This is a genomic window from Mesorhizobium sp. M0040, from assembly GCF_040323505.1.
GTDB lineage: Bacteria > Pseudomonadota > Alphaproteobacteria > Rhizobiales > Rhizobiaceae > Mesorhizobium.
Genome location: NZ_JAMYVA010000019.1, coordinates 65958 through 91632, shown reverse-complemented (window position 1 = coordinate 91632; position 25675 = coordinate 65958). Strand labels below are relative to the sequence as shown.

Sequence of the window (25675 nt, the reverse complement as noted above, 5' to 3'; positions counted from 1 at the left end):
CATCACAGCCATCATGCGAAAGCTCATCATCCTCGCAAACGCACTACTCAGGGACAATCGGACCTGGACACCATCTCTCCCTTGACCAACACGGATACTCTAGTCGAGCGGCTTGATCTTGCCGAGCGGGATGAAGCCGAGCGAGGCCTTGCCCCTGACGATCTTCAGCGGCATCGACGGCTGGTTGCCGAGCAGCGCCAGTCCGGCAAAGCCGGTTTGGATCTCTTTCTTCTGCTCGGGGATGGCGGTGGCGAGGATTGCCGCCACGGCCTTCGGATCATTGAGCCTGATCGTCAGGTCGGCATTTATGAGACCGTCGTCATCGACCGACAGCGGTCCGGAAACGGTGATGCGCGCAGTTCCGGACGACAGATCGAGCTCGTGGATTTCGGCCGCCTGGCCGCGCAGGCTCTTCGGATTTGCCTTGATCAGCGTCACGCCGTTCTTCAGCGTCACGTCGCCGCTGCCGTCGAGCGGCGGCAAGACGCGCCCGTCGATGGCCGCCGCGTCGATTTCGAGATCGGTGAAATTGCCGGTATAGTCGATGTCCGGGCCGTTTGGGCGCAATTGTCCGGTGGCGGTTCCGGCGCTGAACAGCGAGACGGGATCGGTGTCGTCTGCCGGATCGGTCTGGCCGGACAGGCCTTCTGCCTGCAGCGAGAGGCGTCTCGGCAGCGGCCAGGACAGCTTCATGTCGGCCCGCAGATCATCCCAGTCGATCCAGAGCGGGGTCATGCCGGGAACAGAGGTCCTGAGCGGCCCCCTGAGCTCGGCGGCAGGCGACAAAAGCCGGGTGATCTGCGTGGCGGCGTTGATCTTGCCTGTCGATGCCGCGACGTTGCGGCTGTCGTCCTCGTAAGCCAGGCTATCGCAGGAAAGGGTGAAGCTGAAGGGATAGCCGCTGATCGCGAGATTGGCGCAGTCGGCCCTGATGCCTTTGTCGTCGAGATCGGCGACCGCCTTGTCGGTCGCGCTCTCGACCAGGTCCGCCAGGTAGAACCAGCCCGCGCTGTAGATGCCGAACAGCACGAGAATGAAAGCGGCAAGCCACAACAGGCGGCGACGTTGGCTGGGCGGCGGGCGCTCGTCACTTGACGTCATGCTGCGGCTTTCGTTAACGCGGGTGGCACGGGCGGGCTGTCGCTTGCGGCAACAACAGGTAGACGGACTGAAACACCACCGGTGGGTGGTTCGTCACAATCAGGCTTGGCGATATGGGCGATTTTTGGGTTTTTGGCTACGGCTCACTGATCTGGCGACCGGGATTCGCGCATGTCGAGACGCGGCGCGCCCGCCTGCATGGCTACCGCCGTTCGCTGTGCGTCTATTCTTTCGTGCATCGCGGCACGCGCGAACGGCCGGGCCTGGTGCTCGGCCTCGACCGCGGCGGCTCCTGCATCGGGCTCGCGTTCCGGGTTCCAGGCGAGCTGCGCAACGAGGTCATTACCTATCTGCGCGAACGCGAGCTGGTCACCAACGTCTATCTCGAACGTGTGCTCAGCGTTCGCCTCGACAAGGGTAAAACGGATGGGGGCGAGACGGTCGACGCCGTCGCCTATGTCGTGGACCGCAGCCATGAGCAATATGCCGGTGCGCTCGACGCAGCCGAGGCGGCGGCCGTCGTCCGCGGCGCCGTCGGCCAGTCGGGGAGGAATGAGGATTACGTGCTCAGCACGCTGGAGCACCTCGAAGCACTGGGTATAAGCGACCACTGGCTGGAAGACGTGACAAGACGGGTCGCGACGTAGCTTCGGTGTCGTGAGCGGGCTACATCCTGAAAATCTGTTTTCCAAGATCGGCGCGATCCAGGCTGTTTGCCACGGCAAGCTTGAACTCGGTCAGCGGGTGGAGACCGCCGACAGGAACGTGGAAGCCGGGCTGGCCGAAGGTGTCGATAATCTCGCGTAGCACAGGCCGGTCGGCTTCGGCCAGCGGCGAAAAGAAATAGCGATAGATATTCGCCCTGATCTCGACGCCGCTCAGCAAGACATCGAAATTGTGCAGCTCGAAGCGCTCGGCACTCATGCCGCCATTGATCACCATCTGCCCGCCGAGCGCCAGGGTGCGGATCAATTCGCCGCTGACAGGTCCGCCGACATTGTCGATAATCCCGTTCAATCCGGCGCCACCGGTGATATCCATCACCGCTTCCCGGATACTTGTCTTCAAGTCCGAAAGGTCAAGAATGGCGCCGACGCCAAGCGTCTTCAGGTCGAAGCTTTGGTGCGAGCGCCGCACAAGCGCGATGACGTTGATGCCGCGTCGTTGGGCGAACTGCATCACCATTGTCGAAATCGACGAATAGCCGGCCGTGACAGCCAGCCACTGGCCAGGCCGCACACGGGAATCCACCAGCAGATCCCACGCGGTAATGGGGTTCACCATCTGCCCGGCGCGTTCGACCGGATAGCCGGCAGGCAACGGGATCAGCCATTCGGCGGGAATCGCCGCGTACTCGGCCCAACTGCCATAATAGCTGAATGCGACAAGCGTGCCCGGTTCCAGCAAAACGTCCGCGCCAACGGCTTCGACGATGCCGGCGCCATGGTTTCCCGCGATCTGCCGGGGAAAATGCGGCTTCTTCGGTTCGGGATAGAGGTTCTGGATAAACAGGAAGTCGCCCGGATTGATCGAGGCCGAGACCATCCTGACCAGCACTTCGCCGTCGCCGATCCGCGGCATCGGCAGGTCGTCCACATAGAGCACGTCGCGCGGCGAGCCGATGGCGTCAAATACAATTGCTTTCATTCCGGTCTCCACAACAAACGATCCGGGGCAAACAGTCCGGGCTTGGCCAGACCGTGCCGAGATTTGCGTCGGCGCCGCGGAACCTATGGCCGGCCGGCAAAGGTCTGAATTGGCAGATTTGACAATCTATGTGCTAAACTTGCCAGATTGTTTCCTCAGAGGGTACTGGTTTGGAAATTCGGGACAGCGTCTTGAAGTCCGACGCGGCGCGGCGGGTCGCGGTTTTGTGAAGCGCCGGCGGGCTGGAAAAGAGGCTATGCGTTTGACGTTGCCACGGTGCGACATAGGTTAGCTCGGTCGGCGGCTCCCACCCGCCCCAGCATGAATCACCATGGAGATCAGCCTTGCAGAAACGTCGTCTCGGTCGCACCGACCTATCCATCGCGCCATTGGTTCTGGGCGGCAATGTGTTCGGCTGGACCGCCGATGAGAAAACCTCGTTCGACCTGCTCGACCGCTTTGTCGACGCTGGCCTCAACGCCATCGACACGGCCGATTCCTATTCGCGCTGGATTCCCGGCCACGAGGGCGGCGAATCCGAAACCATTATCGGCAAATGGATGAAAAGCCGCGGCAACCGCGACAAGGTTGTCGTTATCACCAAGGTCGGTTCGGATATGGGGCAGGGCAAGAGGGATCTGTCCGCCGCCTACATCGAAAAGGCCATCGACGCCACGCTGAAGCGGCTGCAGGTCGATACAATCGATCTCTATCTGTCGCACTGGCCTGATCCGGCCACTCCCTATGAGGAAACGCTCGGCGCCTACCAGAAACTGCTCGACAACGGCAAAATCCGTTATGCCGGCGCTTCCAACCTCGACGCCGCCCAGTTGCGGGCCGCACTCGACGTAGCAAGCCTGCGCGGCCTGCCGCGCTACGAGGTGCTGCAGCCGGAATACAACCTTTACGACCGCTCGTCCTTCGATGGTCCGCTGCGCGATCTGTGCGCGGCCGAGGACATCGGCGTCATCACCTATTTCAGCCTCGCCAAGGGGTTTCTGAGCGGCAAGTACCGCAGCGAGGCCGACCTCGGCAAAAGCCCGCGCGGTGGCGGTGTGAAAGGCTATCTCAACACCCGCGGCATGCGCATTCTCTCAGCGCTCGATGCCGTTTCAGCCAGACATTCGGCCAAGCCAGCGGAAGTGGCGCTTGCCTGGGTCATGGCACGGCCCGGCGTCACCGCTCCGATCGCCAGCGCGACGACGCTCGACCAGCTCGACAGCCTGGTGCGTGCCGCGTCGTTGCAGCTCAGCCCGGACGATATCGCCGAGCTCGACAAGGCCAGCGCATAGCCGCGCACGATCGTTCAAGACCGGCGCCGCTGCCTTGCCCTACCGTCCCTGCATCGTCGCAGGATGCAGGGACGCCGCATGGCCGGACAGGGTCTTCTCGATCAGCAGCTATGGCAGCAATTGCTGGCGCTTGTGCTGGCATCGGCCATCGTTATGGGCAGCCCGGGGCCGGCGACGATAAGCGTCACCGCGATCGGCGCCGCATTCGGCCTGCGCGATTCGCTCCGTTATGCCTCGGGAATCGTTGTCGGGACGGTCCTCGTGCTTTTGGTGGTGGCGACGGGCATCATGGCCGTTCTCACCGCGCTGCCGAAGCTCGCAGCGCTGTTGGCGGTCGCGTCAGCAGCCTACATCCTCTATCTGGCGTTCAAGATAGCGACGGCGCCGCCACTGGCGGCACGCATTGGTGGGGCGGCGCTTCCCACTTTCCTGGGCGGGTTCCTTCTGGCCGTTGCCAATCCGAAAGCCTATGTGGCGATTGCCGCCGTGTTTGCCGGCGCGTCTTCCGGCACCGGCGGTCTTGCTATTTCAGCCAAGCTGGCGGTCCTCGCGTTGATGATTGTTGCCATTCATCTCTTGTGGCTTCTCGCCGGCGCGGCTTTTGCACGTTTGTTGCGCAAACCCTTGGCGTCGCGGATCATCAATCTGGTGTTTGCCGTGACGCTGGTTGCGACGGCCGCGCTGGCTGCCCTGCCATAAGTCTTTGTGGCATCTGAGGCCGTTGTTTCAGCCTTTCAATTCAGGTTTCGCATCCAGCTCACCAAGCCGTTTCATTGCCGTCGGCGGCATCGGCGGCGGGTTCGGCGTCTGCGCCGCCTCGACGAGAAGCTGGTCGCAGGCGGCCTCCGTCTCGCCGATCAGCCGTTGCATAAATTCGTCCTTGCCGAGGCCGGGCGGGATCGGTGGCAGGAAGCGCGCCTTGATCGTGCCGGGATAGCGCAGGAACTTGCGGCGCGGCCAATAGAGGCCGGCGACGTGAGCGACCGGCACCACCGGAATGCCAAGTTGCGCGTAGAGTTCGACGATGCCGTATTTGTAGACCGGTTCGTCGCCCGGCGCCCGGCGGGTGCCCTCGGGATAGATGATCAGCTGGCGCGGATTGCGCGCCAATTCCTGTTTGGTCGCGGCGATCACCGTCTTCAATGCCTTCGAGCGGCTGCCGCGGTCGACAGGAATCATCCGCATCTTCAAAATGTACCAGCCGAAGAACGGGATCCAGGTCAGCTCCCGTTTCAATATGTAAACGGGATCGTCGAGATACGGCAGGAAAGCGATCGTGTCCCAGAAGGACTGGTGCTTCGGCGCAAGGATGAAGGAGCCTTCAGGCAGGTTTTCCTGGCCGGTGATCTCACTTCTGGTGCCGGCGATCTTGTCGTAGAGCCACATGCTGGTGCGCGACCAGAATTTCGGCACGAACCAGGCGCGATGGCGTGGCGACAGGAAATAATACGGGGTCCAGAGGATCATCTGGACGATCAAATTGAGGTAGAAGGCGAGATTGAACGCCAGCGAGCGGAAATACAGCATACAGCATGTGCCCGGTGAGGAGGTGTGCGTTGGTTACACCAAGCGCCGGCAAAAAGGAAACGCTGCGACGCGGGCGATCGGTTCCGGTTTTGCGATGGGCCGTCTTCGTCACGTTTGCCACGCCGCCTGCAGCAGGCGCTGTCTCAGGCGCGGGGCGGCGAAGTCGAGGAATGCGCGCAGCTTCACCGGCAGTAGCCCCTGGCCGGCATGGACGAGGCTCACCGGCCATGGGTCTGGCTCAAACTCTTGCAGCACCGGGCGCAGCGTACCCGACCGAACCGCGGCGGCGATCTGGTAGGAAAGCAGCCTCGTCACGCCGACGCCGGCAATCGCTGCATCGATTGCTGCCTCAGCGGTGTTGACCCGTAGCCTGGAGCGGACCGGCACGGCGAATTCGGCCTTGCCGGTGGCGAAGGTCCAACTGGCAGCGGTGAGCCCTTCAAAGGTGATGGCACTGTGCGCCGCAAGCTCTTGCGGCGTTTTCGGCGTGCCGTGCTCGGCGAGATAGGCCGGGCTCGCGCAAACGACGCGGCGGATTGAACCCAGGCGGGTGGCGATCAGGCTCGAATCGGCAAGCTCGCCGATGCGGATGGCGAGGTCGATGTGCTCTTCGACCAACTGGGTTATCCGGTCGGCGAGTGTCAGCCGCACACCTACCTCAGGATAGACGGAGAGGAAGCTGGTGACGACCGGCAGCACATGCAGGCGGCCGAAGACGATCGGCGCAGTGATGATCAGTTCGCCGGTCGGGGCATTGTATTCGCCGGCGGCTATTCGCTCGGCCTCGCCGACCTCATCGAGAATGCGACGACAGGCGGCGAGATAGGCGTGGCCTGCATCGGTCAGCGACAGCTGCCGCGCCGAGCGGTTCAACAGCCGTGTCTTCAGGTGCTTTTCCAGGTCCGAAACCTTGCGGCTGACCGTCGTCAGCGGAATGCCGAAGCGGCGCCCGGCAGCCGAGAGGCTGCCTGTCTCTGCCGCGGCAACGAAAAGCGACATGGACTGGAGGCGATCCATAGCTCTCCCGAAAAGTTGCCCTCCCGAAAAACGGAAGGATAGATTGCAGATATGGCATCTGCATCTCGAAGATGGAAGGACCTATTTCCTGACTAGCAATGCAGCGCAGCTCGGCGCTTGAGGAGGCTTCCATGAACGCTCACACCAGCGATGTTGCTTTCACCCCGACGGTGAAGGCGATTCAGGCGCGCAAGGGCTCGCGCCAGGCCTATGCCCGTGTCGAGGAGCGTGGCGGCTGGCAGGCGGCAATCACGCCCGATCTCGCCGCCTTCATCGAGGCGCAGACCAGCGTCTTTCTGTCGACCGCCAATGCGGACGGGCAGCCTTACATCCAGCATCGCGGCGGGCCTGCCGGTTTCCTCAAGGTGCTCGACGAACGGACGATCGGCTTTGCCGATTTTTCCGGCAACAGGCAGTTCATCACCCAGGGCAACCTCAGCGACAACCCACAGGCTTTCCTATTCCTGATCGATTATGCGCACCGGCAGCGCATCAAGATCTGGGGCAAAGCGCAAGTCGTCGAGGGCGATGCCGAGCTGACGGCAAAGCTGATGCCGCAAGACTATAAGGCGCGACCCGAGCAGGTCATCCTGTTTACGGTTTCGGCTTGGGATTCAAATTGCTCGCAGCACATCCCGCAGCGTTTCGAAGCGGCCGACGTGGCGGCGGCGCTGGGCGAACGCGACAAGCGCATCGAACGGCTCGAACAGGAGATCGCACGCTTGCGATCAGATGCAGCAGCCAGGGAATAAGAGCTAGGGAATAAAAGTGCCGGTGCCGTTCAGTTTCCGCCCGCGGCGTCGGCCAGCGTGACGCCGTTGGGCGATTGCTTCACCGGCATGATGCCGCGCGCCAGCGCCAGCAGGTATTTGTTATATTCGGTGAACAGCACGCGCAGCGCTTCTGGCTTGGTCAGCCAGCCGCCATTCTCGAGGTTGGTGTTGACCACCGGATAGGGTTCGAGCCTGGCGCCGTGCAGCAGCCGGCCCATTTCCAGCAGGCTGCGCGGCATGTGATAATTGTTGGTGACGAGAATGACCGTGCCGTAGGCATGGTCCTCGACCCATTTGGCACTTTCCTCGGCATTGCCGATCGTGTCGAGCGCGGCGCGGTCGATGTCGACGCAGCAGGAAAACAGCCTCTTGTCGCCGCCGGTCGCGGCCTGAAGCTGGCGGCGGCTGGCGGAGGGATGGACGCCGCTGATCAGCAGCCGCTCGCCCTTGCCTAACGAAAGCAGGCCCATCGCAGCGTCGAGGCGCGACTGGCCGCCGGTCAGCACGATGATAGCGTCGGCCCTTGCCGGATTGGCGGGCGTAGTCAGGCGGCTGACGGTATTGGCGAACCAGCCGAAGCCGGCGACAAACAGCGCCATAAAGGCGAGCAGAAGGAGAGCCGAGATGCGCAAGGAGCGGGCTGCCAGCAGCCGCCCATGTTTGGCGAACTGACCCGGCTTGGCAAATTCATCAGGCTCGGCGAATACAGGCGGGCGCGCAACCAGCACTGGCATGCATCCAGCGGTATCGGTCGAGTCCCGAACGTCCATCATGAAATGGTTAATCCCGAAATACGGCCTTTGGTAGGAAAAAAATGCAATTTTCGTGACGATGCGTTTTCATCCGTGATCGATCTTTCCTTTAGCCGGCGTCCGGCTGGCGAATGTCGATGTCGCTGAGATAGGTAACCACGGTGAAATGGGAGGTTGCCGCCGTCAGCGCGCCGATCACCAGCACCATGACAGCGACCCCGAGATAACCCGCCGAGCCGATGGCGAAATTGCCGAACAGGGCGGTCGCCTGGTCGGCCTGCGGCGTTGCCATGTTGCGTGACGACCACCAGGAGAAGACGATGAAGACCAGGATCGCCGCGCCGCCGCCTGCCGCGGCGCCCTTCATGCCGGTGACCAGAAAATGCCGGCGGAATTCGCGCGCGATGAAGCGCGCCTCGGCGCCGACAAAATGCAGCACCTCGATGATGTGACCATTGCCGGCCATGGCGCCGCGCGTTGCGAACACAACGGTCAGTACCGTCGCCGACAGCATCAGCGCCAGCACTGCGACACCGATTGTTACCGTGGTGCGGGCCATGGCAACCAGCCGGTCGACCCAGGTGCGATGATCGTCGAGCGAGGCACTCGGCAGCTTCGGCGTGATCGCCGCGCGCAGTGCGGCGAAATCGGGCGGACTATTCTCGTCGATGGTGATGATGATCAAGCGCGGCACCGGCAGCTCATCGATGTTCAGGCCCGAGCCCAGCCAAGGCTCGAGCAGCCGGGCCGTCGCTTCGCGGTCGACGATCCGGGCGCTTTTCACGCCAGGGTATTCGCCGGCGATCTGCGAGGCCAGCGCAAGTGCGGCCTCCATGTCGAGGCCGTCGACCGGCTTGATCTGGATGGTCGCCTCGCGCGAGATCTGGTTCTCCCAGACGGAGGCGGTGTCACGCACCAGCGTGACTGCGCCAAACGTCAGACAGGACAGAAACGTCATGATGGCGATGACCAGCACCAGCGCCCGGCCGGCGATGTTCTGCGCCGGCACGATCGGCGCCATTTTGCGCTGGACGCGGGGCTTTGCCGCCGCGGCGTCGTGACCCTCGAAATGTTCGACGGAGAGCTCAGTCATAGATGTCCAGCCTTCCGCCGGCCAGGATCATTCGCCGTGCGTCGACCTGTTCCATCAGGCCGAGGTCGTGTGTGGCGATCACCACGGCGGTGCCCAGCCGGTTGAGCTCGATGAACAACCGCAGCAAGCGTCGTGCCAGCGGCGGGTCGACATTGCCGGTCGGCTCGTCGGCGAGGAGGATCTCGGGCTGCTCGATCAACGCCCGGGCGATGGCGGCGCGCTGCTTCTCGCCGCCAGACAGCACCGGCGGCAGCACATGCATGCGCTCGCCGAGGCCGACCCATTTCAGCAGCTCGGTGACGTCGGTGCGATAGGTCGCCTCCTCGCGGCCGCGCACGCGCAGCGGCAAGGCCACGTTCTCGTAGGTAGTCATATGGTCGAGCAGGCGAAAATCCTGGAACACCACGCCGATGCGACGTCTCAGATGCGGCAACTCGGTACGCGAGATGCGCGAGCGATCCTTGCCGAAAATGGTGATCAGGCCGCGCGTCGGCTTCAGCGACATGAACAAAAGCCGCAGCAACGTCGTCTTGCCGGCGCCTGAAGGTCCGCTCAGGAACTGAAAGGAGCGCTCCGGAATGTGCAAGGAGATGTCGCGGAGAATCTCCGGACCCATGCCATAGCGGAGGCCGACATTTTCGAAGCGGATCACTTTCGACGACCTGAAATTCTCGGCGGCAAGATGCCAGCCCCTTCTGTGGAAAGACCATCGGCCGGCATGGTTAACCGACGGTTAATTTGGGGGCTTTTCGAGCGAGTCACAGGGGTTCCGGTGGGGAAGCGTTAACCATTTCCGTTTACCCAAAAGAAACGAACAGCGAACAGGTGCGGTAGTGTTGGGCCATGATGGCTGAGGATCGAACCGCGCGCCCGGTTTCCGGCGAAATCATGACCGATCCGGCCGCCGAGCCGGAACGCATCATGCGCGACGTGACCGCCGAGGTCATCGATGCCGACTATGAGGTGCTGCCCCGCCATTTTACACGTCCAGACTTTGCGCCGCCGCCTGCGCGCATGATTTCCATGCCTTCGATCGAAGGCATGGACATGTTGCGCAAGCCCGAAACCGCCGTCGAACGGCCGTTGTGGGTGCATGGTGGGCCGATCTTCTGGATTGTCGGCGTCGGTGCCGCCTTTGCCGCCTTCTGGATTTCGGGCGGCCATGCGCTGGTTCGTTAGAGCGGCGCCAGAAAATCGACAGGTCACCAGATAAACGATCCGTGACGCGCTGCGGACACCCGACCGTTCGCGGGCGTCCTGCGAAAGATTTGGCCTTGCCAGCCGGCTCGACATGCCTAGAAACAGATTGAAGACCGTTTCGGTCGGCTTCGCCTACAAGGCGATCATTTCTGGAAGGGCAGCCAATGCCAGTTGTGCGCGGCAAGGACATCGAAGTCCTGTTTTCGGCGTCCGCCATCGCGCGGCGGAACCTGGAACTTGCCAAGGAGATCGCCGGGCACGACTACCACGACCTTCTGGTAATCTCGGTGCTGAAGGGATCGTTCATCTTCGCCGCCGATCTTATCCGTGCCATGCACGATGTCGGCCTGTCGCCGGAGGTCGAGTTCATCTTCATCTCCAGCTATGGCGCCGGCACGACCAGCGGTGAGGTGAGGGTGCTGCGCGACATCGACAACGAGGTCGCCGGCCGCGATGTGCTTTTGATCGATGACATTCTGGAATCCGGCAAGACGCTGAGTTTCACCCGCGACCTCATGCTGTCGCGCGGCGCGAGGAGCTGTGCCATCGCCGTGCTGCTCGACAAGCGCATGCGCCGCCAGACCACGCTCAACGCCGACTATGTCGGCTTCGACTGCCCCGATTATTTCGTCGTCGGTTATGGCATGGACGTCGCCCACGCGTTTCGGGAATTGCCCTTCGTCGGCATCGTCAAGGGCGACGCTTGAGGCCTTTTGATAATTCTACTCCGGCGGCCACCTGCCGGTGCTCTCCGACTCGAACGTCCGCTCCGCTCCGGTTCTCGAAAACCACGCCATCTGACTCGCCGGAGCGAATTCTGAAAAGGCCTCATCGACCTTCAGCGCCTTCAGGAAACATCAACTTTTCCCCGCCAAATATCCTACCCATGGCAAAGCTCCTGATCGTCGAGGACGATGAATCCGTCCGCACTCTCGCCGCTCGTGCGCTCGAGCGCGCCGGGCATAATGTCACAGTTGCCGCCGACGGCGCACATGGCCTTTCTCTGATCCGGACGGCGCAAGGGAGCTACGACCTTGTGCTGTCCGACATCCGCATGCCGGAGATGGACGGCATCGAGATGGCCAAGGCGGCAGCGGCGCTGTTCCCGGCGATGAAGATCATGCTGATGACCGGCTATGCCGACCAGCGCGAGCGCGCCGAGGAATTGGACGGCATTATTCTCGACGTCGTGCAAAAGCCGTTCACGCTGGCTGAAATCCGCGCCCGCGTCGAACAGGCGCTCGCCTGCGTCGCCTAAGCCCAAGGCCGACCGCCTTCAGGCGGGGTCGCAGGTCGCCGCAATAGCTGGCGCGCCGCTCCGGCGCCGGCTGGCATTGAGGGCAAACAGGCCGGCGCCGATGATGAGGGCTGCGCCTGCCGCCGTCGCTGGTCGCGGCACTTCGGCAAAGAACAGAAAACCCCATAGCGGCGACCAGATGATACCGGTGTATTCGAAGGTGGCGACGCTGTTGGCGGGCGCCAGCCGGTAGGCCTGCGACAACAGGATCATGCCGGCCGAGGCAACGAAGCCGCATGCCCCCATCTTGAGGAGATCCGGCGTCGCCGGCCAGACCCATGGCCGGACGAGGAATTCGAGACTCGGATGCACGGCGTGGTCAATGCCTGCCAGCCAAAACAATGCCGCCGCCAAGGCGGCGCCGACCAGATAGGCGCCGTTCTGATAGAAAGCCATGACAGTCGAGGATTCGGTGTCGCCGATCTTGCGTGCCATCAGCTGCGAGAAACCGTAGAGCAGAGCCGAACCTAGCGACAGCAGCGCTGCCCAGTCGAACAAGCCGGCGCCCGGGCGCACCATCACCAGCACGCCGAGCATGCCGACCAGGACGGTGGCGAGCGCCTGCCAGGACACGCGTTCGCCGAGATAGGGGCCGGCCAACGCCATGATGAACAGCGGCGCCATGAAATAGAGCGCCACCGCATCAGCCAGCGGCAGGGCGGCGATTGCCAGGTAGTAGGCCGTGTAGGAGGTGAACTGGATGAAGGCGCGCATCGTCAGCATGCCGAACCGCTTCGACAGGATCGCCTGCAATCCGACATCGGCGTGGACAAGGAAAACCAGGATCGGCAGGGCGACGATCGAGCGGATCGCCATCACCTCGGTGACCGGATAGTGGCTCGACACCGCCTTGACCAGCGGGTCCTGCAGCGAAAAGACCAGCACGCCGAGACAGAGGCTGAGGATGCCGAGCACAAGCCGATTCTGCATAGGCGCTCCTGTCTCCCGCGTGCGCGGCCGAAAGCAGGCCTGCATCCGGGTAAAAAGAACCCGCCACCGTTTCGGGCAGCGGGTACGAGTGAGGACTTTTGATTGGTCCGCAGCCGATTTCGCGGCCGCATATCCAATGGGTGAGGCGACTATCGTCCGCCGTTTGACATGTTGCAAACGAATTGGAATGATGCCAGCAATCAGATTTTCTTATGGCGGGCACATGCGACCCAATCTCGACAGCGACCTGTTGCGCACCTTCGTGGCGGTCGCCGACACCGGCAATTTCACCAAAGCGGCGGAGCGGGCCGGCCGCACCCAGTCGGCGGTCTCGATGCAGATGAAGAGGCTCGAAGGCATGATCGGCGACAGCCTGTTCGAGCGCGGGTCGCGCGGTGTAGCGTTGACGCAGCGCGGCGGCGAACTCATCGCCAACGCCAGGCGCATCGTTTCACTGCTCGACGAGACGGCGGCATCGATGGTCGCGGCGCCGCTTGGCGGGCCGGTGCGCATCGGTATCCCGGAGGAATATGGCCACGCGATCCTGTCGCGGGCACTCGGCGCCTTTGCCAAGCGCCATCCTCAGGTCGACATCACCGTCCGCTACGCGCATTCCGGTGCGCAGATCGCGGCGCTCGCCGCCGGCGAGCTCGATCTGGCGGTGGTGTTCGAATGGCAGGATCTGTCAGGCGGTGAGGTGCTGATGCATGACCCGACCGTATGGGTGACGTCGGAGCTGCATCACATGCATGAGGAGCGGCCGGTGCCGATCGCGCTCTACAACCGTGCCGGCTGGTGCAAGGATTTCGCGATAAAGTCGCTGGAACAGCGCGATCTTGCCTATCGTGTCGCCTACACCAGCGATACCAATGGCGGCCTGCGGCTCGCCGTCACCTCCGGGCTGGCGATCGCGCCGATCTCGCGCAGCAACATCCCGGCCGGCTGCCGCGAGCTTACGGCCGCCGACGGGTTCGGCGACATCGATTCCTCGAACGTGGTGCTGCGGCGCAATCCGAACGCTTCCGGCGAGGCCATCGACGGCATGGAAGAGGCGATCCGCGAGGCGTTCACCAACCGTTAAAACGTGCCGCTCAGTCCGGCGGTGGCGGCCTCCACGGACCGCACGGCGATCTTCCGAATATTGGGGGGCAGCCTTACTTCAGCTCCAGCAACCGCTCCAGATAGCTGCGCTCGATATCGGGGCTGAGTGCGTTGCCGAGCCGCTTGCGGATCGCTTCGAGGATCTGGCGGGCACGCTGCACATCGATCTCGTCGGGCACTCTCACCGAACTTCCGTCATCGGGACCCTCGCTGGTGCGGGGCCGCCCGAGCGGGTCACGGTCGGCATTCTGCTGGCGTCCGCCCTGCCCGTTGCCGCCCTGGTCGCCTTGCATCGCCTGCAGTTGCTTCATCATGTCCTTGGCGCCCCTGCGCAAGGCTTCCAATGCGCGGCCCTGGTGACCGACGGCCTGATCGCCTTCGCCCTCGCCGAGCGCCTGTTCGGCATTGCCCATGGATTTGCCGGCCTCGCCAAACCCCTCATTGGGGTCGAGGCCCATGCCTTCGAGGCTCTTCCTCAATTGATCGAGCTCGCCCTGCAGCTTGCCCTGGCCTTCCTGCAATTGCTTCAGCGCATCAGCAAATTCCTGCGGCGTCATCGGCTTCGGCCGGCCGAGCGGATCGCGGTCGTCACCCGGGCCGGGTTTGCCCTCTTCGCCCATCGGGCCTGGCTCACCGTTCTCGCCGAGCTGCTCGTCGCGGTTCTGCCCGCGCTGTTGCTGGCCGCGCTGCATCTGGTCCATACGGAAAGTGTCGTTCATCATCTCCTGCTGGCGCCGCATGATCTCGCCCAGCTTGTCCATCTGCTGGCGCATCTCGCTGTCTTGCTGGCCGCCTTGCTGCTGGCGGCCTGCCTGCAGATTGTTCATCATGTCCTGCAACTCGGACAGCAATTGCTGCGCCTGGTCGCGATTGCCGGATTTCGCCAGGTTCTCGATCTGGTCCATCATGCGGTCGATGTCGCTCTGGCGCAGTTCCTGACCGTTCTGCTGCATCTGTGGCGCATTCGGATTCTGCTGCGCCCGCGCCGCGAATTCCTGCAGGAACTGGTTCATCGCCTCGCGCAGTTCCTTCATCGCCTTCTCGATCTCTTGGTCGCTGGCGCCGTTCTTGATCGCATCCTGCAGCGCCTGCTGCGCCTGGCGCAGCCGCTTCTCGGCCGCCGACAGATTGCCTTCCTCGATGCCGAGCGCGATCTCCCAGAGGTAAGCGACCTCGTCGCGCAACTGGTCGTCGCTGTCGGCCATCTTCAGCCGGGTGCGGGCGCTCATGATGGCGAGGTAGTGCGCCATGTTGTCGAACGTGTCTTCCGGCCTGAGCGTGATTGCATCCATCAGGTCGAGCACGCGGTCCTTGGCATAGGCGTCGAGCGCCAGTATGCGGCGTTGCTCGACCACAGCCCGCGCCAACGGGTTGGAGAATGGCCGCTCCGGCATCACCAGCGTCTTGGTTTCGCTGGTCGCCGTGTGTCCGGCACCGTCGGTGGCGACAAGCGACAGCTTGACGTTGCCACCTGCCCAGACATGGTCGGTCAGATCCTTCGTCGTCTTAGCGGCATTGGCCCTGCCGCCGCGGCGCGGCAACGTCAGCGGCATTTCCGGCGGGCCATAGAGCGGATGCGCGTTGGGCACCTGCGGATCGGCCAATGCGAAAACCGCCTTGGCGGAGGCCGCGCCATAGTCGTCGTCGATCTGGTAGTTGAGTTCGAAGGCGCCGTTGACGGCGCGCTTCGGCTCGCCGACAAAGCGGATCTGCGGCGGCTTGTCGGGAATTATGGCGAAGGCCCAGCGGCCGAGCTCGCCGTCGCTGGACTGCAGCGTCAGCGTGCCGTCGGCCGTTAACTTGCCGCTGAACTGGCGCACGGTGGAAGGCGTTGCAGGACTTGCCTCAGTCTTGGCGGCTTGCGGCCCGGTCGGATCGATGGCGCGGGTGTTGCCGCCGGTATCGGCGTAGCTCAGCGTTTCCTCGCCCGAACCGCCGGTGACGCGCAGCGACACATCGCTGCCCTCCGGAACCGTGAAGGTCGGCAGCGCTTGAGTGGCGTTGTTGGCCAGGACCGGGGCGTTCAGGAATACCGGCGGCCTGCCGGTATAGGCCGGCGGCGTCACCCAGGCATCAATGCGCGGCGGCACGACGTCGCGGGCGGCACGGGCAACAAAACCGTCGCTCAGCCTGCCGCCCGATGGCCCGAAGGAGAAGGCAAAGGCAGTGACCAACAAAAGCGCGGCAACGGCGCGCAGCGCCCACGGGTCGCGTTCCGGCACGCGTGTGCGCGGCACGTCGCCGCCAAGCTCGCCCAGCCGGTCCGCCATGCGCCGCTGATGCTCGCGCCACAGGGCTTGCGAAAAAATGCTTTCCTTGCCGCTCGGGCGATCGGTCTGGACCTGCACCGGGCTGTGCAGCAATCGGTTGGCCGCCTCGATGCGGCGGTCGACCTCGGCACTGGATGGCGTGCGGAAGAAACGCAGTGGATAGAGTGCGGCAAGCGCTACGACGCCGAATGCCGTGATAAGACCGATCCGCGCCAGATCGGGCAAAAATGGGAACAGGCCGAGCCACGAAATGCTGAGGAACAGGCTGGCGACGATGATCAGTGGCAGCAGCAATGGCCAGCCGCGTTCGACGATTATCGAGACCTGCGTCCCCAGCCGGCTCAAGGCAAGGCGCCTGGCCAGACTGCGATCGCTGGTGAAAATGGGTCGTTGTGTCATCGGCCCTTCCTGGCCGGGCGGGATAGCCCAGGCCTCACGAGTCTATCGCATGGGCCCGAAAAGTCGATTTTCGGGAAGCACGATGCGAAGACCTAAAATCTTAGCGCGTACTTCGTGCGTCCAAGCGGATGCACATCGCCCTAAGGATACCAACAAACACGGCGAAGGCGAGGCGGTTCCCCAAAACGTGAACAATAATGCCCCGGATATTGTCAGAATTTCGCCGGATTGGCGTTTGCGCCGCAGACCAGTACGGCAACGCGCTCGCCTGCAGCCGGTGCGTAGCGGCCGGACAGGAGCGCCGCGAAGGCGGCCGCACCGCCCGGCTCGGAGATGATTCGCACGCGGTCCCACAGCGCCGCCTGGGCGGCGATAATGTCGTCGTCGCCGACCAGGATCGAGCGCTCGACGAATGCCTCGGCGATAGGATACATCATTTCGCCGACACGCTTTGGCGCGAGCGAATCGGCGGCGATGCCCTCAGCCGGCGCGTCGACGGGTCGGCCCGCCTCGAAGGCGCGATGAAGCGTCGGCGCACCCTCCGGCTCGACCGCGATTATCCTGATGCGGCCGGAAAACCAGGCAGCGATGCCGCCGATCAGCCCGCCGCCGCCGACGGCGACCAGCAGGGTGTCGAGCTTCGGCAGGTCGGCCTCGATCTCGAGGCCGAGCGTGCCTTGCCCGACCAGCGTCTCCTCCTGGTTGAAGGCGTGGATCTGCAGCGCGCCGGATTTTTCGGCGAAGCTCTCGCTGGCGGCCAGCGCCTCGGCATAACGGGCGCCGCCGACGATCAGCTCGGCGCCGTAGCCGCGGATGCGGTCCAGCTTGGCCTGCGGGCTCACTTCGGGAACAAAGATGGTCGCCTTGTGGCCGAGCCGCATGGCGGCATAGGCGACGGCGGCACCGTGGTTGCCGCCCGATGCGGCGACGACGCCGGCCGCAGGAACCGGCCGTTCGAGGAGATTGGTGAACGCACCACGCGCCTTGAACGAGCCGGAATGCTGCAAGCACTCAAGCTTCAGGTCGACAGGCAGAGGCGGGCGGCCGAAATCGGCCATGTCGACGCGTTGCACCGGCGTGTGGCGCACGAAGGGCCGGATGCGGGGTTCTATCGCCGCAATGCGCTCGCGTGTGATCGTGTGGCCGTGCAGCATGCTTTCACTCCCAGAGTTGACATTCAGAGTTGACATTACTTAGTAACTTGGCAAAGTGCCTAAATGCAAGAGGTCGACGTTTTCAAAGCGATTGCCAACGAGCGCAGGCTCCAGATCCTCGATTGGCTCAAGGACCCGCGCGCGCATTTTCCGCCGCAGACGGACGGCGATCTGGTCGAGGACGGCGTCTGCGCGCTGCTGATCGCGGAAAAGCTGGGGATCACCCAGGCAACGCTCAGCGAGCATATGCGCGTGCTCACCCAGGCAGGGCTTTTGCGCAGCAAGCGCATCAAGCAGTGGATATTCTATCGCCGGAATGAGGACAGAATCGCCGAGACCAGGGCGCTCATTCAGCACCGGCTGTAGCTGCAGAGTTCTACTCCAACCAGTCCGGCACCGAGTCCAGTCCGATCAGCTCGTCATAGGTCTGGCGCGGGCGCACAACGTGGAAGCGGTCGCCGTCGACCAGCACTTCCGGTACCAGCAGCCTGGTATTGTAGGTGCCGGCCTGAACGGCGCCATAGGCGCCGGCGGTGGAGACAGCGATCAGGTCGCCGGATTTCAGCCGGGGCAGGTCACGGTCGAGCCCGAGATAGTCGCCGGTCTCACAAACCGGGCCAACGACGTCGACCTTCATGCGTGGTGCAGCGGCCGGCTGCTGCGCCACCGGCCTGATGTCGTGGAAAGCGTCGTAAAGCGTCGGCCGGATCAGGTCGTTCATCGCGGCGTCGACGACGAGGAAGTTCTTGGCGTCGCCCTCCTTCACGAAGATCACCTGCGAGACCAGGATGCCGGCGTTGCCGACGATCAGCCGGCCTGGCTCGAACATTACCTTCAGCCCAAGTTTGGCAACATGCTTCCTGACGATCCGGGCATAGGCATCGGGCAAAGGCGGCGGGTTGTTGTCGACGCGGTAGGGAATGCCAAGGCCGCCGCCGACATCGATGTGCTCGATGGCATGACCGTCGGAGCGCAAGGCGCCGACCAGCTCCACCAGCAGCGCAAAGGCGTCGTCGAAGGGCTGCAATTCGGTGATCTGGCTGCCGATATGGGTGTCTATGCCGGTGACCTTGATGCCCGGCAGCTCAGCCGCGCGCGCATAGACCTTCCGCGCATGCTGCCACGGAATGCCGAACTTGTTCTCGGCCTTCCCAGTCGAAATCTTCTTGTGCGTCCTGGCGTCGACATCCGGATTGATGCGCAGCGAGATCGGCGCGATCTTGCCCAGCGCGGTGGCGCGGGCCGACAGCAGCTCCAACTCCGGTTCGGATTCGACGTTGAAACAGAGAATGCCGGCCGAGAGCGCAAAATCCATTTCGCGCGCGGTCTTGCCGACGCCCGAAAACAGGATCTTGCTTGCCGGGATGCCGGCCGCCAAAGCGCGGCGCAATTCGCCCTCCGAGACCACGTCGGCGCCGGCGCCGAGCCTTGCCAGCACCCTCAGCACGGCCTGGTTAGAATTCGCCTTCATGGCATAGCAGACGAGAGCATCGAGCCCGGCAAAGGCCTCGGTGAAGACGCGAAAATGCCTGGTCAGCGTCGCCGTCGAATAACAGTAGAACGGCGGGCCGACGCTGGCGGCGATGTCTGATATCGCCACGTCCTCAGCATGCAGCGCGCCGTCGCGGTAGTCGAAATGGTTCACGAGATTGGTCCGAAATCAGAGCAGCGGGTCGAGGATGAATTTCTTGTCCTCGACAGGTTTTTCCGGCTCCGGCGGCAAAGGTTGCTTGGCCTTCTCGGCGTCCTTGCGGGCCTGCACGGCTGCCGCGTACGGCGTGTCGAGCGCAGCCTTCCTGCCGCAGGCCGCAACGGTGGCCATTGCCGCCAGCAGCGTCAGCGTCACCAAAATCCTGCTTCCGGTCATCGTGCCATCCGTCCGAAACTGTTGCCCGCAGCCGCTTCTAGCCGAGTTTTGCGGCCATTGCACCCCGCGTCTTACGCCTTGGCGAGCCGCTTTTTCCAGTAGCGGATCTGCTTGCGCACCTCGGACGGCGCGGTGCCGCCGAAGCTCGTGCGACTCTTTACAGAATTCTGCACGGCAAGAACCGAAAACACGTCGGCGCTGATACCGGGGTGAATGGACTGCAGATCCTCCAGCGAAAGCCTGTCGAGCCCGATCTTCCTGTCCTCGGCCAGCGCCACCGCCCGGCCAGTGATATGGTGCGCCTCGCGGAACGGCAGGCCGAGCATGCGCACCAGCCAGTCGGCGAGGTCGGTCGCAGTCGAATAGCCGGCGCCGGCCGCCTTTTTCATCGCAGCAGTGTTCACCGTCATGTCGCGCACCATGCCGGTCATTGCCGCCAGCATCAGGTCGAGCGTCTCGGCCGCGTCGAAGACGGATTCCTTGTCTTCCTGCATGTCCTTGCCATAGGTCAGCGGCATGCCCTTCATCACCGTCAGCAGGCCGACGAGATGGCCGGTGACGCGGCCGGTCTTGCCGCGCACCAGTTCGGCAGCGTCCGGGTTCTTCTTCTGCGGCATGATCGACGAACCCGTCGAGAAACTATCCGATAGCCTGACGAAGCCGAATTGCGGCGTCGACCAGATGATGATCTCTTCGGCCAGCCGCGACAGATGCGTCGCGCAGATCGCCGCCAAGCCCAGGAACTCGAGCGCGAAATCGCGGTCCGAAACACTGTCGAGCGAATTGCGCATCGGCTCGCGGAAGCCAAGCGCCTTCGCCGTCTGGTGCCGGTCGATGGAAAAGCTGGTGCCGGCAAGGGCGGCGGCGCCGAGCGGGCTTTCATCCATCCGCTCAATCGCATCGCGGACGCGCGACAGGTCGCGTGCAAACATCTCGACATAAGCCATGCAGTGGTGGCCGAAGGTCACCGGCTGCGCCGCCTGCATGTGGGTGAAGCCCGGCATCACCGTTGCCGCATGCTCCTCGGCCCGATCCAGGAACGCCGTGATCAGGCCCTTCAGCGCCTCGGCGACACGAAAGCATTCGTCCTTGACCCACAGCCTGAGGTCGACCGCCACCTGGTCGTTGCGCGAGCGGGCGGTATGCAGGCGGCCGGCGGCGGGGCCGATCAAATCGGCCAGACGGGCCTCGACATTCATGTGGATGTCTTCCAGCCTGGTCGAGAACTCGAAGGTGCCGGCCTCGATCTCTGCGAGGATCGTGTTCAGCCCGTGAACGATTTTTTCTTGATCGGCCGCCGAAATAATGCCCGTTTGCGCCAGCATCTGGCTATGGGCGATCGAGCCGCGAATATCCTGCGCATAGAGTTTGCGGTCGAACGAGATCGACGCGTTGATCGCTTCCATGATTGCGGCCGGACCCGAGGCAAAACGTCCGCCCCACATCTGGTTGCTGGCCTTCTTGTCGTTCATCGCTATAACCCGTGCTCCGGAGCAGTTTTTGAAAAATGGCAGACGGCAATAGATTTTTCCCGGCTTTGCGTCTCATCCTCGCCGCTTTGGTTGCGGGCGTGCTGGCCGGCGCGGTCGCGGTATATGTCAGGGAAAGCAGTTCTGGCAACAAGGCGCCCGCGCAAGTGGCCGCCGGCGGCGGCAAGGACGACGTCGCCTGCGCCGTCAAGACCGACCGTGCCAAGAAGATCGCCGCCGCTGCCACCGGCCAGGTTGCCGCGCTTTTGCCGGCGGATCCGCCGCAATCGCTGAAAAGCCTTGCCTTCAACGGCCCCGACGGCAAGCCGACGACGATCGCCGATCATGCCGGCAAGACGGTGCTGCTCAATCTGTGGGCGACATGGTGCGCACCTTGCCGCGCCGAAATGCCGGCGCTCGATGCGCTGCAGAAGGAGATGGGCAGCGATGCGTTTCAGGTTGTTGCCGTCAACGTCGATGCCGGCGACGATGCCAAACCGAAGAAGTTCCTGGAGGACACCGGCGTCAAGTCGCTCGGCTACTATCGCGATGCCACGATGGCGCTGTTCAACGACGTCAAGACGCGCGGCCTGGCGCTCGGTCTGCCGGTCACCATGCTGATCGATGGGCAAGGCTGCCTGATCGCCCATATGAATGGCCCGGCCGAATGGTCGGGGCCGGATGCCAAGCGTCTGGTCGAGGCGGCGCTTCAGCCGGGATAGGCTCAGACCGTGCGCAGGCGCGGCTTGAGCACGGCAATGCTTGCGCCGCGTCGGCTGGCGGTGCGGATTGCCGGAGCGGCCACGCCCGTCAGTTCCCCGAATGTCTCGATCGGAGCCGGTTTGCCGAGGTAGTAGCCTTGCCCGATCTCGCAAGCCTCGGCGTCCAGGAACTGCAATTCACCCGGCGTCTCGATGCCTTCTGCCAGAACCGGTAAGCCGAGACCGCGTCCAAGCCCCAGCACGGCGCGAACGATCGCCGCGAACTGGGCGTTCTTGTCGACCGATTTGATGAACGACCCGTCGATCTTGATCTTGTCGAAGGGAAAGGCGCTGAGGTTGGACAGCGAAGAATAGCCGGTGCCAAAATCGTCCATCGCCACATGCACGCCAAGCGCCTTGACCTGCCTCAAGGTTGCCAGCGCGCGCGGCATGTCCTTCACCAGGGCCGTTTCGGTGATCTCCAGTTCGAGCCTGCCGGGGGCTAGGCCGGATCTCGTCAACGCGTCGTGCACCTTGCGGCTGAAGTTCGGATTGTGAAGTTGCACGGCGGAGACGTTGACGGCGACCATCAGCGGGTTTGTCCAGCGAACAGCATCGTTACAAGCCGTCGTCAGCACCCAGTCGCCGATCTGCGCGATAGCGCCACTGTCCTCGGCCACGGGGATGAAAACGGCCGGAGAAATGTCACCCCGCTCAGGGTGCTGCCAACGGACCAGGGCTTCGAAGCCGATCATCCTGCCGCCGCGGATCTCCTTCTGCGGCTGATAGACGAGGTGGAACTCCTTGCGGGCGATCGCCTGGCGCAATTCATGCTCCATCACGCGCTTGTCGCGGGCCGCGGTGCCCATGGCCATCTCGAAAAACCGATAAGTGTCCCTGCCTTCGGTTTTGGCGCGATGGAGTGCCGTGTCGGCATGGCTGATCAGGCCGGCCTGGTCTTCGGCATCCAGCGGAAAGAAGGCGATGCCGATGCTGGCCGAGACGAGGCCGGAGCCGACCGAAAGCCTGTTTTCCTCCCGGATCGCCGCCAGCAAGTCCTCGGCTATCCGGCCTGCGGCCAGGGGGTCGGGGAGGTTCGGAGCTATGATGGCAAATTCATCGCCGCCGAGACGCGCGAGCATCTGTCCGTGGCGCGGGATGCCGGAAATGCAGTGCGCCAGCTTCTGCAGCATAGCATCGCCGGCCCCGTGGCCATAGAGGTCGTTGACTTGCTTGAACCGGTCAAGGTCAAGCAGCAGGAGCGCCAGATGTCCATCCTTGCCGCCACGATCCATCGAGGCGAATTCTGCTTCCAGCCGGGAAGAAAAGCTCCGCCGATTGGCAAGCCCGGTAAGCGGATCGAAATGCGCGAGGCGGAGGATCTCTTGTTCTGCCTTCTTGCGCTCACGGATGTCGCGAACGGCAAGCACCGTATGAGGCCTGCCGCAGTAGGTGATTTTCCTGGCGATCAGCTCGACAGGAATTCTCGCCCCGTCGCTGCCCCTTAACTTCGCTTCCTGCGCCTGTTCGCCGAAGCCGGACATATCGGCTGCGCTCTGTCCGTCGAAAAGCTCGCCGAATTGCATCGTGTTCAGGGTGGCTGTCGCTGTTCCGGTCAGCTTCGCCATACTGTCATTGGCGCTGACAATGCGGGTGCCATCGCAAACGATCAGACCTTCCACCGCCGCATTGGCGAGATCGTGCATGCGATCGGCCTCGAGCTTCTGGCGGCGAAAGCGCAGGTCGATCCACAGCGCGGCACCCGATAGCACAAGGATTATCAGGCTGGCGACCGCTGCGGCAAAGGCCTGGGAAATGGGCTCGATGGAATGTTCGGATATTTCAATCGAGGAATCCGGAATGATCGACACCGCGGCCATCGCGATGAAATGCAAGCTGCAAATCGCCAGCGTCAAAAGCGCGGCGCCGCCGAAAGTCGCGAGCGCTGACGGACGGCGCAAGACGACAAGGAGCGCCAGTGCCGCGAGGGTCACGCCGGCCAGAAGCGATATCGCGACAAGGAGCAGGTTCCATACGACCCGGCCTTCGACCTCGAAAGCTGCCATGCCGATGTAGTGCATCGTCGCGATGGCGCCGCCCAGAATGGCGCCACCGACGAGGAAATGGTCGATGCCGCGGCGCAAGGTGGCGACCCACATCCCAAGCGCGGTCATGATAACGGCGGCGGCAAGCGAAAAGGCGGATAATCCCGGATTGTATGCGTTCGGTATTCCCGGCGTAAACGCGGTCATGGCGATGAAATGCGTCGCCCATATGCCGAACCCGGTCGAGGCCGCGGCGATCATCAGCCAGACAAGCCGGTTTCGCTCGGTCGATCGGCCGACATGCTTAAGGAGATTAACCGCTGAAAAGCAAGAAATTCCACAGACGAGTGCGGCAAGCGCAACCAGTCTCGGATCGTGCTGACTTACAATACAATTATAGACCGTCAGCATCCTGGTTCACTCGGTCTGCCAAAACTAACAGGGGAGGTGTGACTGATTAGCTCTTGGAGATTTTAACGAATGGTTAACCCGCGGGCCATGAGGCGGGTCTTTTCGGGGGAAAACCGACGCCGCTGCGCCGAAAGACGGTGATGTGATTTCTGGCGCCCGGTTTAGGTAGCGAGTGGCCTTTAGGAAGGAATGATGTTCATTGATCCGCAATAAAACCGTTGTCCGATTGTCATCAGCGCCACATATTGGCTTTGCGGAAGTGCCCCTTTCGCCAATGACAAACGGGAGATGAAACATGAAGTTCTTCGGCTTTGCGGCCGGTATCGCCGCCACCGTGACCCTGCTTTCCACCACCTCCGCCTTCGCCGTCACGCAGATCAGCTGGTGGCACGCCATGACCGGCGCCAACGCCGAGGTCGTCGCCAAGATCTCCAAGGATTTCAACGCCAGCCAGAGCGACTATGAGCTCGTTCCGGTGTTCAAGGGCACCTATCCGGAGACGCTGAATGCCGGCATCGCTGCCTTTCGTGCCGGGCAAGCGCCCGATATCCTCCAGGTGTTCGACGTCGGCACCGGCGTGATGATGGCGGCCGAGGGTGCGATAAAGCCGGTGGCCGATGTGATGACCGGCGCCGGGATGACTTTCGACAAGAGCCAGTATCTGCCCGGCATCGTCGGCTATTATTCGAAGCCGGACGGCACCATGCTATCGTTCCCCTACAACTCTTCCTCGCCGATCCTCTACTACAACAAGGACATCTTCCAGAAGGCAGGCCTCGACGTGAACAATCCGCCCAAGACGTGGAACGAGGTGTGGGAAGCTGCCAAGAAGATCAAGACGAGCGGCGCCGCCCCTTGCGGCTATACCTCGACCTGGCTGACCTGGATCCACCTGGAGAATTTCGCGGCGTGGAATGACGTGCCTTGGGCCACCCAGCAGAATGGCCTGGCTGGAGGTGATGTCGAACTCAAGATCAATGCGCCGATTTTCGTCAACCACTTCCAGGCGCTAGCTGACCTGGCCAAGGACGGCACGTTCAAATATGGCGGACGCACCTCCGAAGCCAAGCAGATATTCCTCGCCGGCGAATGCGGCATCTTCACCGAATCGTCGGGCGGCCTCGGCGATATCGTCAAGTCCGGCATGAACTATGGCATCGGCCAGCTTCCCTATGATACCGACGCCAAGGGCGCACCACAGAACACGACGCCGGGTGGTGCCAGCCTGTGGGTGTTCGGCAACAAGTCGGACGAGGAATACAAGGGCGTCGCGGCCTTCTTTGCCTATCTGTCCAAGACCGATGTGCAGGAATATCTGCACCAGAAGTCGGGATACCTGCCAGTGACGCTCGCCGCATACGAGGCGACCAAGAAATCAGGCTTCTATGACAAAAACCCCGGCCGCGAGACACCCATCCTGCAGATGACAGGCAAGGCGCCGACCGACAACTCGAAGGGCGTGCGCCTGCCGAATCTGCCGCAGGTGCGTGATATCCAGAACGAGGAGTTGGAGAAGATGCTGGCCGGCCAGCAAACCGCTCAGCAGGCGCTCGACAATGCGGTTGCGCGCGGCAACGTCGCGATCAAGGAAGCGCTGGAGAACTGACGGGATTATCTCGGTTAGTCGGT

At 63.1% G+C, this 25675-nt stretch carries 25 protein-coding genes; 11 read left to right on the top strand and 14 right to left on the bottom strand.

The annotated features are described in order from the left end of the window. Positions 1-99 precede the first annotated feature (99 nt). Positions 100-1101 (bottom strand): DUF2125 domain-containing protein, encoded by a 1002-nt coding sequence (locus tag NKJ91_RS18360; RefSeq protein ID WP_023677913.1) that lies wholly within the window; start codon positions 1099-1101, stop codon positions 100-102. A gap of 113 nt (positions 1102-1214) precedes the next feature. Between NKJ91_RS18360 and NKJ91_RS18355 the strand changes: the two genes are divergently transcribed. Continuing rightward, positions 1215-1748, top strand: a complete 534-nt coding sequence (locus NKJ91_RS18355) for a gamma-glutamylcyclotransferase (protein ID WP_023677914.1) — start codon at positions 1215-1217, stop codon at positions 1746-1748. 19 nt (positions 1749-1767) lie between these two features. Here the strand turns inward: NKJ91_RS18355 and NKJ91_RS18350 are convergent, their stop codons facing one another. Further along, the gene (locus NKJ91_RS18350; protein ID WP_352456700.1) at positions 1768-2748 is read right to left on the bottom strand and encodes a quinone oxidoreductase family protein; all 981 of its coding nucleotides are present in this window, start codon (positions 2746-2748) and stop codon (positions 1768-1770) included. A 344-nt stretch (positions 2749-3092) separates the two neighbouring features. Here NKJ91_RS18350 and NKJ91_RS18345 point away from each other — a divergent pair, with 344 nt between their 5' ends. Then, positions 3093-4040, top strand: coding sequence for an aldo/keto reductase (locus NKJ91_RS18345; RefSeq protein ID WP_352456699.1), 948 nt, complete (start codon positions 3093-3095; stop codon positions 4038-4040). Between the two features lie 78 nt (positions 4041-4118). Further along, positions 4119-4739, top strand: coding sequence for a LysE family transporter (locus tag NKJ91_RS18340; RefSeq protein ID WP_352456698.1), 621 nt, complete (start codon positions 4119-4121; stop codon positions 4737-4739). Positions 4740-4766: 27 nt separating this feature from the next. Here NKJ91_RS18340 and NKJ91_RS18335 read toward each other — a convergent pair whose 3' ends face one another. Then, on the bottom strand, positions 4767-5567 hold the full coding sequence (locus NKJ91_RS18335; RefSeq protein WP_352456697.1) for a lysophospholipid acyltransferase family protein: 801 nt from the start codon (positions 5565-5567) through the stop codon (positions 4767-4769). 108 nt (positions 5568-5675) lie between these two features. Then, entirely contained in the window at positions 5676-6584 is a 909-nt protein-coding gene (locus NKJ91_RS18330; RefSeq protein WP_023677919.1) for a LysR family transcriptional regulator, read from the bottom strand. Positions 6585-6715: 131 nt separating this feature from the next. Between NKJ91_RS18330 and NKJ91_RS18325 the strand changes: the two genes are divergently transcribed. Next, positions 6716-7336 (top strand): pyridoxamine 5'-phosphate oxidase family protein, encoded by a 621-nt coding sequence (locus NKJ91_RS18325; protein ID WP_023677920.1) that lies wholly within the window; start codon positions 6716-6718, stop codon positions 7334-7336. A 29-nt stretch (positions 7337-7365) separates the two neighbouring features. Here NKJ91_RS18325 and NKJ91_RS18320 read toward each other — a convergent pair whose 3' ends face one another. The 3 genes from NKJ91_RS18320 to ftsE form a co-directional block, all read right to left on the bottom strand. Continuing rightward, entirely contained in the window at positions 7366-7956 is a 591-nt protein-coding gene (locus tag NKJ91_RS18320) for a YdcF family protein (protein ID WP_502898919.1), read from the bottom strand. 262 nt (positions 7957-8218) lie between these two features. Further along, positions 8219-9202 (bottom strand): cell division protein FtsX, encoded by a 984-nt coding sequence (locus NKJ91_RS18315; protein WP_352456695.1) that lies wholly within the window; start codon positions 9200-9202, stop codon positions 8219-8221. Then, positions 9195-9854, bottom strand: coding sequence for a cell division ATP-binding protein FtsE (ftsE, locus tag NKJ91_RS18310; RefSeq protein WP_023677923.1), 660 nt, complete (start codon positions 9852-9854; stop codon positions 9195-9197). Before ftsE ends, NKJ91_RS18315 begins: the two co-directional genes overlap by 8 nt. Positions 9855-10090: 236 nt before the next feature. Here ftsE and NKJ91_RS18305 point away from each other — a divergent pair, with 236 nt between their 5' ends. The 3 genes from NKJ91_RS18305 (at position 10091) to NKJ91_RS18295 (ending at position 11660) form a co-directional block, all read left to right on the top strand. Further along, positions 10091-10381: a hypothetical protein gene (locus tag NKJ91_RS18305; RefSeq protein ID WP_352456694.1), complete on the top strand. Its 291-nt coding sequence runs from the start codon at positions 10091-10093 to the stop codon at positions 10379-10381. A gap of 185 nt (positions 10382-10566) precedes the next feature. Beyond that, positions 10567-11109 carry a hypoxanthine phosphoribosyltransferase gene (gene hpt / locus NKJ91_RS18300; RefSeq protein ID WP_254816654.1) on the top strand — a complete coding sequence of 181 codons (543 nt, stop codon included), beginning with the start codon at positions 10567-10569 and terminating at the stop codon, positions 11107-11109. A 179-nt stretch (positions 11110-11288) separates the two neighbouring features. Then, complete coding sequence (locus NKJ91_RS18295) at positions 11289-11660, top strand: response regulator (RefSeq protein WP_352456693.1); 372 nt, start codon at positions 11289-11291, stop codon at positions 11658-11660. Between the two features lie 18 nt (positions 11661-11678). On the opposite strand, the gene NKJ91_RS18290 is transcribed toward NKJ91_RS18295, so the two are convergent. Further along, positions 11679-12629 (bottom strand): DMT family transporter, encoded by a 951-nt coding sequence (locus NKJ91_RS18290; RefSeq protein ID WP_352456692.1) that lies wholly within the window; start codon positions 12627-12629, stop codon positions 11679-11681. 223 nt (positions 12630-12852) lie between these two features. Between NKJ91_RS18290 and NKJ91_RS18285 the strand changes: the two genes are divergently transcribed. Next, positions 12853-13710: a LysR family transcriptional regulator gene (locus NKJ91_RS18285; RefSeq protein WP_352456691.1), complete on the top strand. Its 858-nt coding sequence runs from the start codon at positions 12853-12855 to the stop codon at positions 13708-13710. 73 nt (positions 13711-13783) lie between these two features. Here the strand turns inward: NKJ91_RS18285 and NKJ91_RS18280 are convergent, their stop codons facing one another. Beyond that, positions 13784-16399 (bottom strand): TIGR02302 family protein, encoded by a 2616-nt coding sequence (locus NKJ91_RS18280; protein WP_352456690.1) that lies wholly within the window; start codon positions 16397-16399, stop codon positions 13784-13786. A gap of 212 nt (positions 16400-16611) precedes the next feature. Then, positions 16612-17553 (bottom strand): threonine/serine dehydratase, encoded by a 942-nt coding sequence (locus tag NKJ91_RS18275; RefSeq protein WP_352456689.1) that lies wholly within the window; start codon positions 17551-17553, stop codon positions 16612-16614. A gap of 63 nt (positions 17554-17616) precedes the next feature. On the opposite strand from NKJ91_RS18275, the gene NKJ91_RS18270 reads away from it, so the two are divergent. After that, on the top strand, positions 17617-17919 hold the full coding sequence (locus tag NKJ91_RS18270; RefSeq protein WP_023677929.1) for an ArsR/SmtB family transcription factor: 303 nt from the start codon (positions 17617-17619) through the stop codon (positions 17917-17919). 10 nt (positions 17920-17929) lie between these two features. Here the strand turns inward: NKJ91_RS18270 and lysA are convergent, their stop codons facing one another. The 3 genes from lysA to argH form a co-directional block, all read right to left on the bottom strand. Then, positions 17930-19198 (bottom strand): diaminopimelate decarboxylase, encoded by a 1269-nt coding sequence (gene lysA / locus NKJ91_RS18265; protein WP_352456688.1) that lies wholly within the window; start codon positions 19196-19198, stop codon positions 17930-17932. Between the two features lie 15 nt (positions 19199-19213). After that, positions 19214-19420 (bottom strand): hypothetical protein, encoded by a 207-nt coding sequence (locus NKJ91_RS18260; RefSeq protein WP_023677931.1) that lies wholly within the window; start codon positions 19418-19420, stop codon positions 19214-19216. Between the two features lie 71 nt (positions 19421-19491). Then, positions 19492-20892: an argininosuccinate lyase gene (gene argH, locus NKJ91_RS18255; RefSeq protein ID WP_352456687.1), complete on the bottom strand. Its 1401-nt coding sequence runs from the start codon at positions 20890-20892 to the stop codon at positions 19492-19494. Between the two features lie 35 nt (positions 20893-20927). On the opposite strand from argH, the gene tlpA reads away from it, so the two are divergent. After that, positions 20928-21611 carry a thiol:disulfide interchange protein TlpA gene (gene tlpA, locus NKJ91_RS18250; RefSeq protein WP_352456686.1) on the top strand — a complete coding sequence of 228 codons (684 nt, stop codon included), beginning with the start codon at positions 20928-20930 and terminating at the stop codon, positions 21609-21611. Positions 21612-21613: 2 nt separating this feature from the next. Here tlpA and NKJ91_RS18245 read toward each other — a convergent pair whose 3' ends face one another. Then, positions 21614-24046: a bifunctional diguanylate cyclase/phosphodiesterase gene (locus NKJ91_RS18245; protein WP_352456685.1), complete on the bottom strand. Its 2433-nt coding sequence runs from the start codon at positions 24044-24046 to the stop codon at positions 21614-21616. Between the two features lie 295 nt (positions 24047-24341). Here NKJ91_RS18245 and ugpB point away from each other — a divergent pair, with 295 nt between their 5' ends. Next, positions 24342-25652: a sn-glycerol-3-phosphate ABC transporter substrate-binding protein UgpB gene (ugpB, locus tag NKJ91_RS18240; RefSeq protein ID WP_352456684.1), complete on the top strand. Its 1311-nt coding sequence runs from the start codon at positions 24342-24344 to the stop codon at positions 25650-25652. The last annotated feature ends 23 nt before the right edge of the window (positions 25653-25675 follow it).

Coding starts and splice junctions, on each gene's coding strand:
- NKJ91_RS18285 (WP_352456691.1), top strand. CDS start 12,853: ATGCGACCCAATCTCGACAGCGACCTGTTGCGCACCTTCGTGGCGGTC.
- NKJ91_RS18350 (WP_352456700.1), bottom strand. CDS start 2,748: ATGAAAGCAATTGTATTTGACGCCATCGGCTCGCCGCGCGACGTGCTC.
- NKJ91_RS18295 (WP_352456693.1), top strand. CDS start 11,289: ATGGCAAAGCTCCTGATCGTCGAGGACGATGAATCCGTCCGCACTCTC.
- NKJ91_RS18355 (WP_023677914.1), top strand. CDS start 1,215: ATGGGCGATTTTTGGGTTTTTGGCTACGGCTCACTGATCTGGCGACCG.
- NKJ91_RS18360 (WP_023677913.1), bottom strand. CDS start 1,101: ATGACGTCAAGTGACGAGCGCCCGCCGCCCAGCCAACGTCGCCGCCTG.
- hpt (WP_254816654.1), top strand. CDS start 10,567: ATGCCAGTTGTGCGCGGCAAGGACATCGAAGTCCTGTTTTCGGCGTCC.
- NKJ91_RS18330 (WP_023677919.1), bottom strand. CDS start 6,584: ATGGATCGCCTCCAGTCCATGTCGCTTTTCGTTGCCGCGGCAGAGACA.
- NKJ91_RS18320 (WP_502898919.1), bottom strand. CDS start 7,956: ATGGCGCTGTTTGTCGCCGGCTTCGGCTGGTTCGCCAATACCGTCAGC.
- NKJ91_RS18340 (WP_352456698.1), top strand. CDS start 4,119: ATGGCCGGACAGGGTCTTCTCGATCAGCAGCTATGGCAGCAATTGCTG.
- ugpB (WP_352456684.1), top strand. CDS start 24,342: ATGAAGTTCTTCGGCTTTGCGGCCGGTATCGCCGCCACCGTGACCCTG.
- NKJ91_RS18325 (WP_023677920.1), top strand. CDS start 6,716: ATGAACGCTCACACCAGCGATGTTGCTTTCACCCCGACGGTGAAGGCG.
- NKJ91_RS18305 (WP_352456694.1), top strand. CDS start 10,091: ATGACCGATCCGGCCGCCGAGCCGGAACGCATCATGCGCGACGTGACC.
- NKJ91_RS18335 (WP_352456697.1), bottom strand. CDS start 5,567: ATGCTGTATTTCCGCTCGCTGGCGTTCAATCTCGCCTTCTACCTCAAT.
- NKJ91_RS18315 (WP_352456695.1), bottom strand. CDS start 9,202: ATGACTGAGCTCTCCGTCGAACATTTCGAGGGTCACGACGCCGCGGCG.
- tlpA (WP_352456686.1), top strand. CDS start 20,928: ATGGCAGACGGCAATAGATTTTTCCCGGCTTTGCGTCTCATCCTCGCC.
- NKJ91_RS18245 (WP_352456685.1), bottom strand. CDS start 24,046: ATGCTGACGGTCTATAATTGTATTGTAAGTCAGCACGATCCGAGACTG.
- NKJ91_RS18280 (WP_352456690.1), bottom strand. CDS start 16,399: ATGACACAACGACCCATTTTCACCAGCGATCGCAGTCTGGCCAGGCGC.
- NKJ91_RS18260 (WP_023677931.1), bottom strand. CDS start 19,420: ATGACCGGAAGCAGGATTTTGGTGACGCTGACGCTGCTGGCGGCAATG.
- argH (WP_352456687.1), bottom strand. CDS start 20,892: ATGAACGACAAGAAGGCCAGCAACCAGATGTGGGGCGGACGTTTTGCC.
- NKJ91_RS18270 (WP_023677929.1), top strand. CDS start 17,617: ATGCAAGAGGTCGACGTTTTCAAAGCGATTGCCAACGAGCGCAGGCTC.
- NKJ91_RS18290 (WP_352456692.1), bottom strand. CDS start 12,629: ATGCAGAATCGGCTTGTGCTCGGCATCCTCAGCCTCTGTCTCGGCGTG.
- NKJ91_RS18275 (WP_352456689.1), bottom strand. CDS start 17,553: ATGCTGCACGGCCACACGATCACACGCGAGCGCATTGCGGCGATAGAA.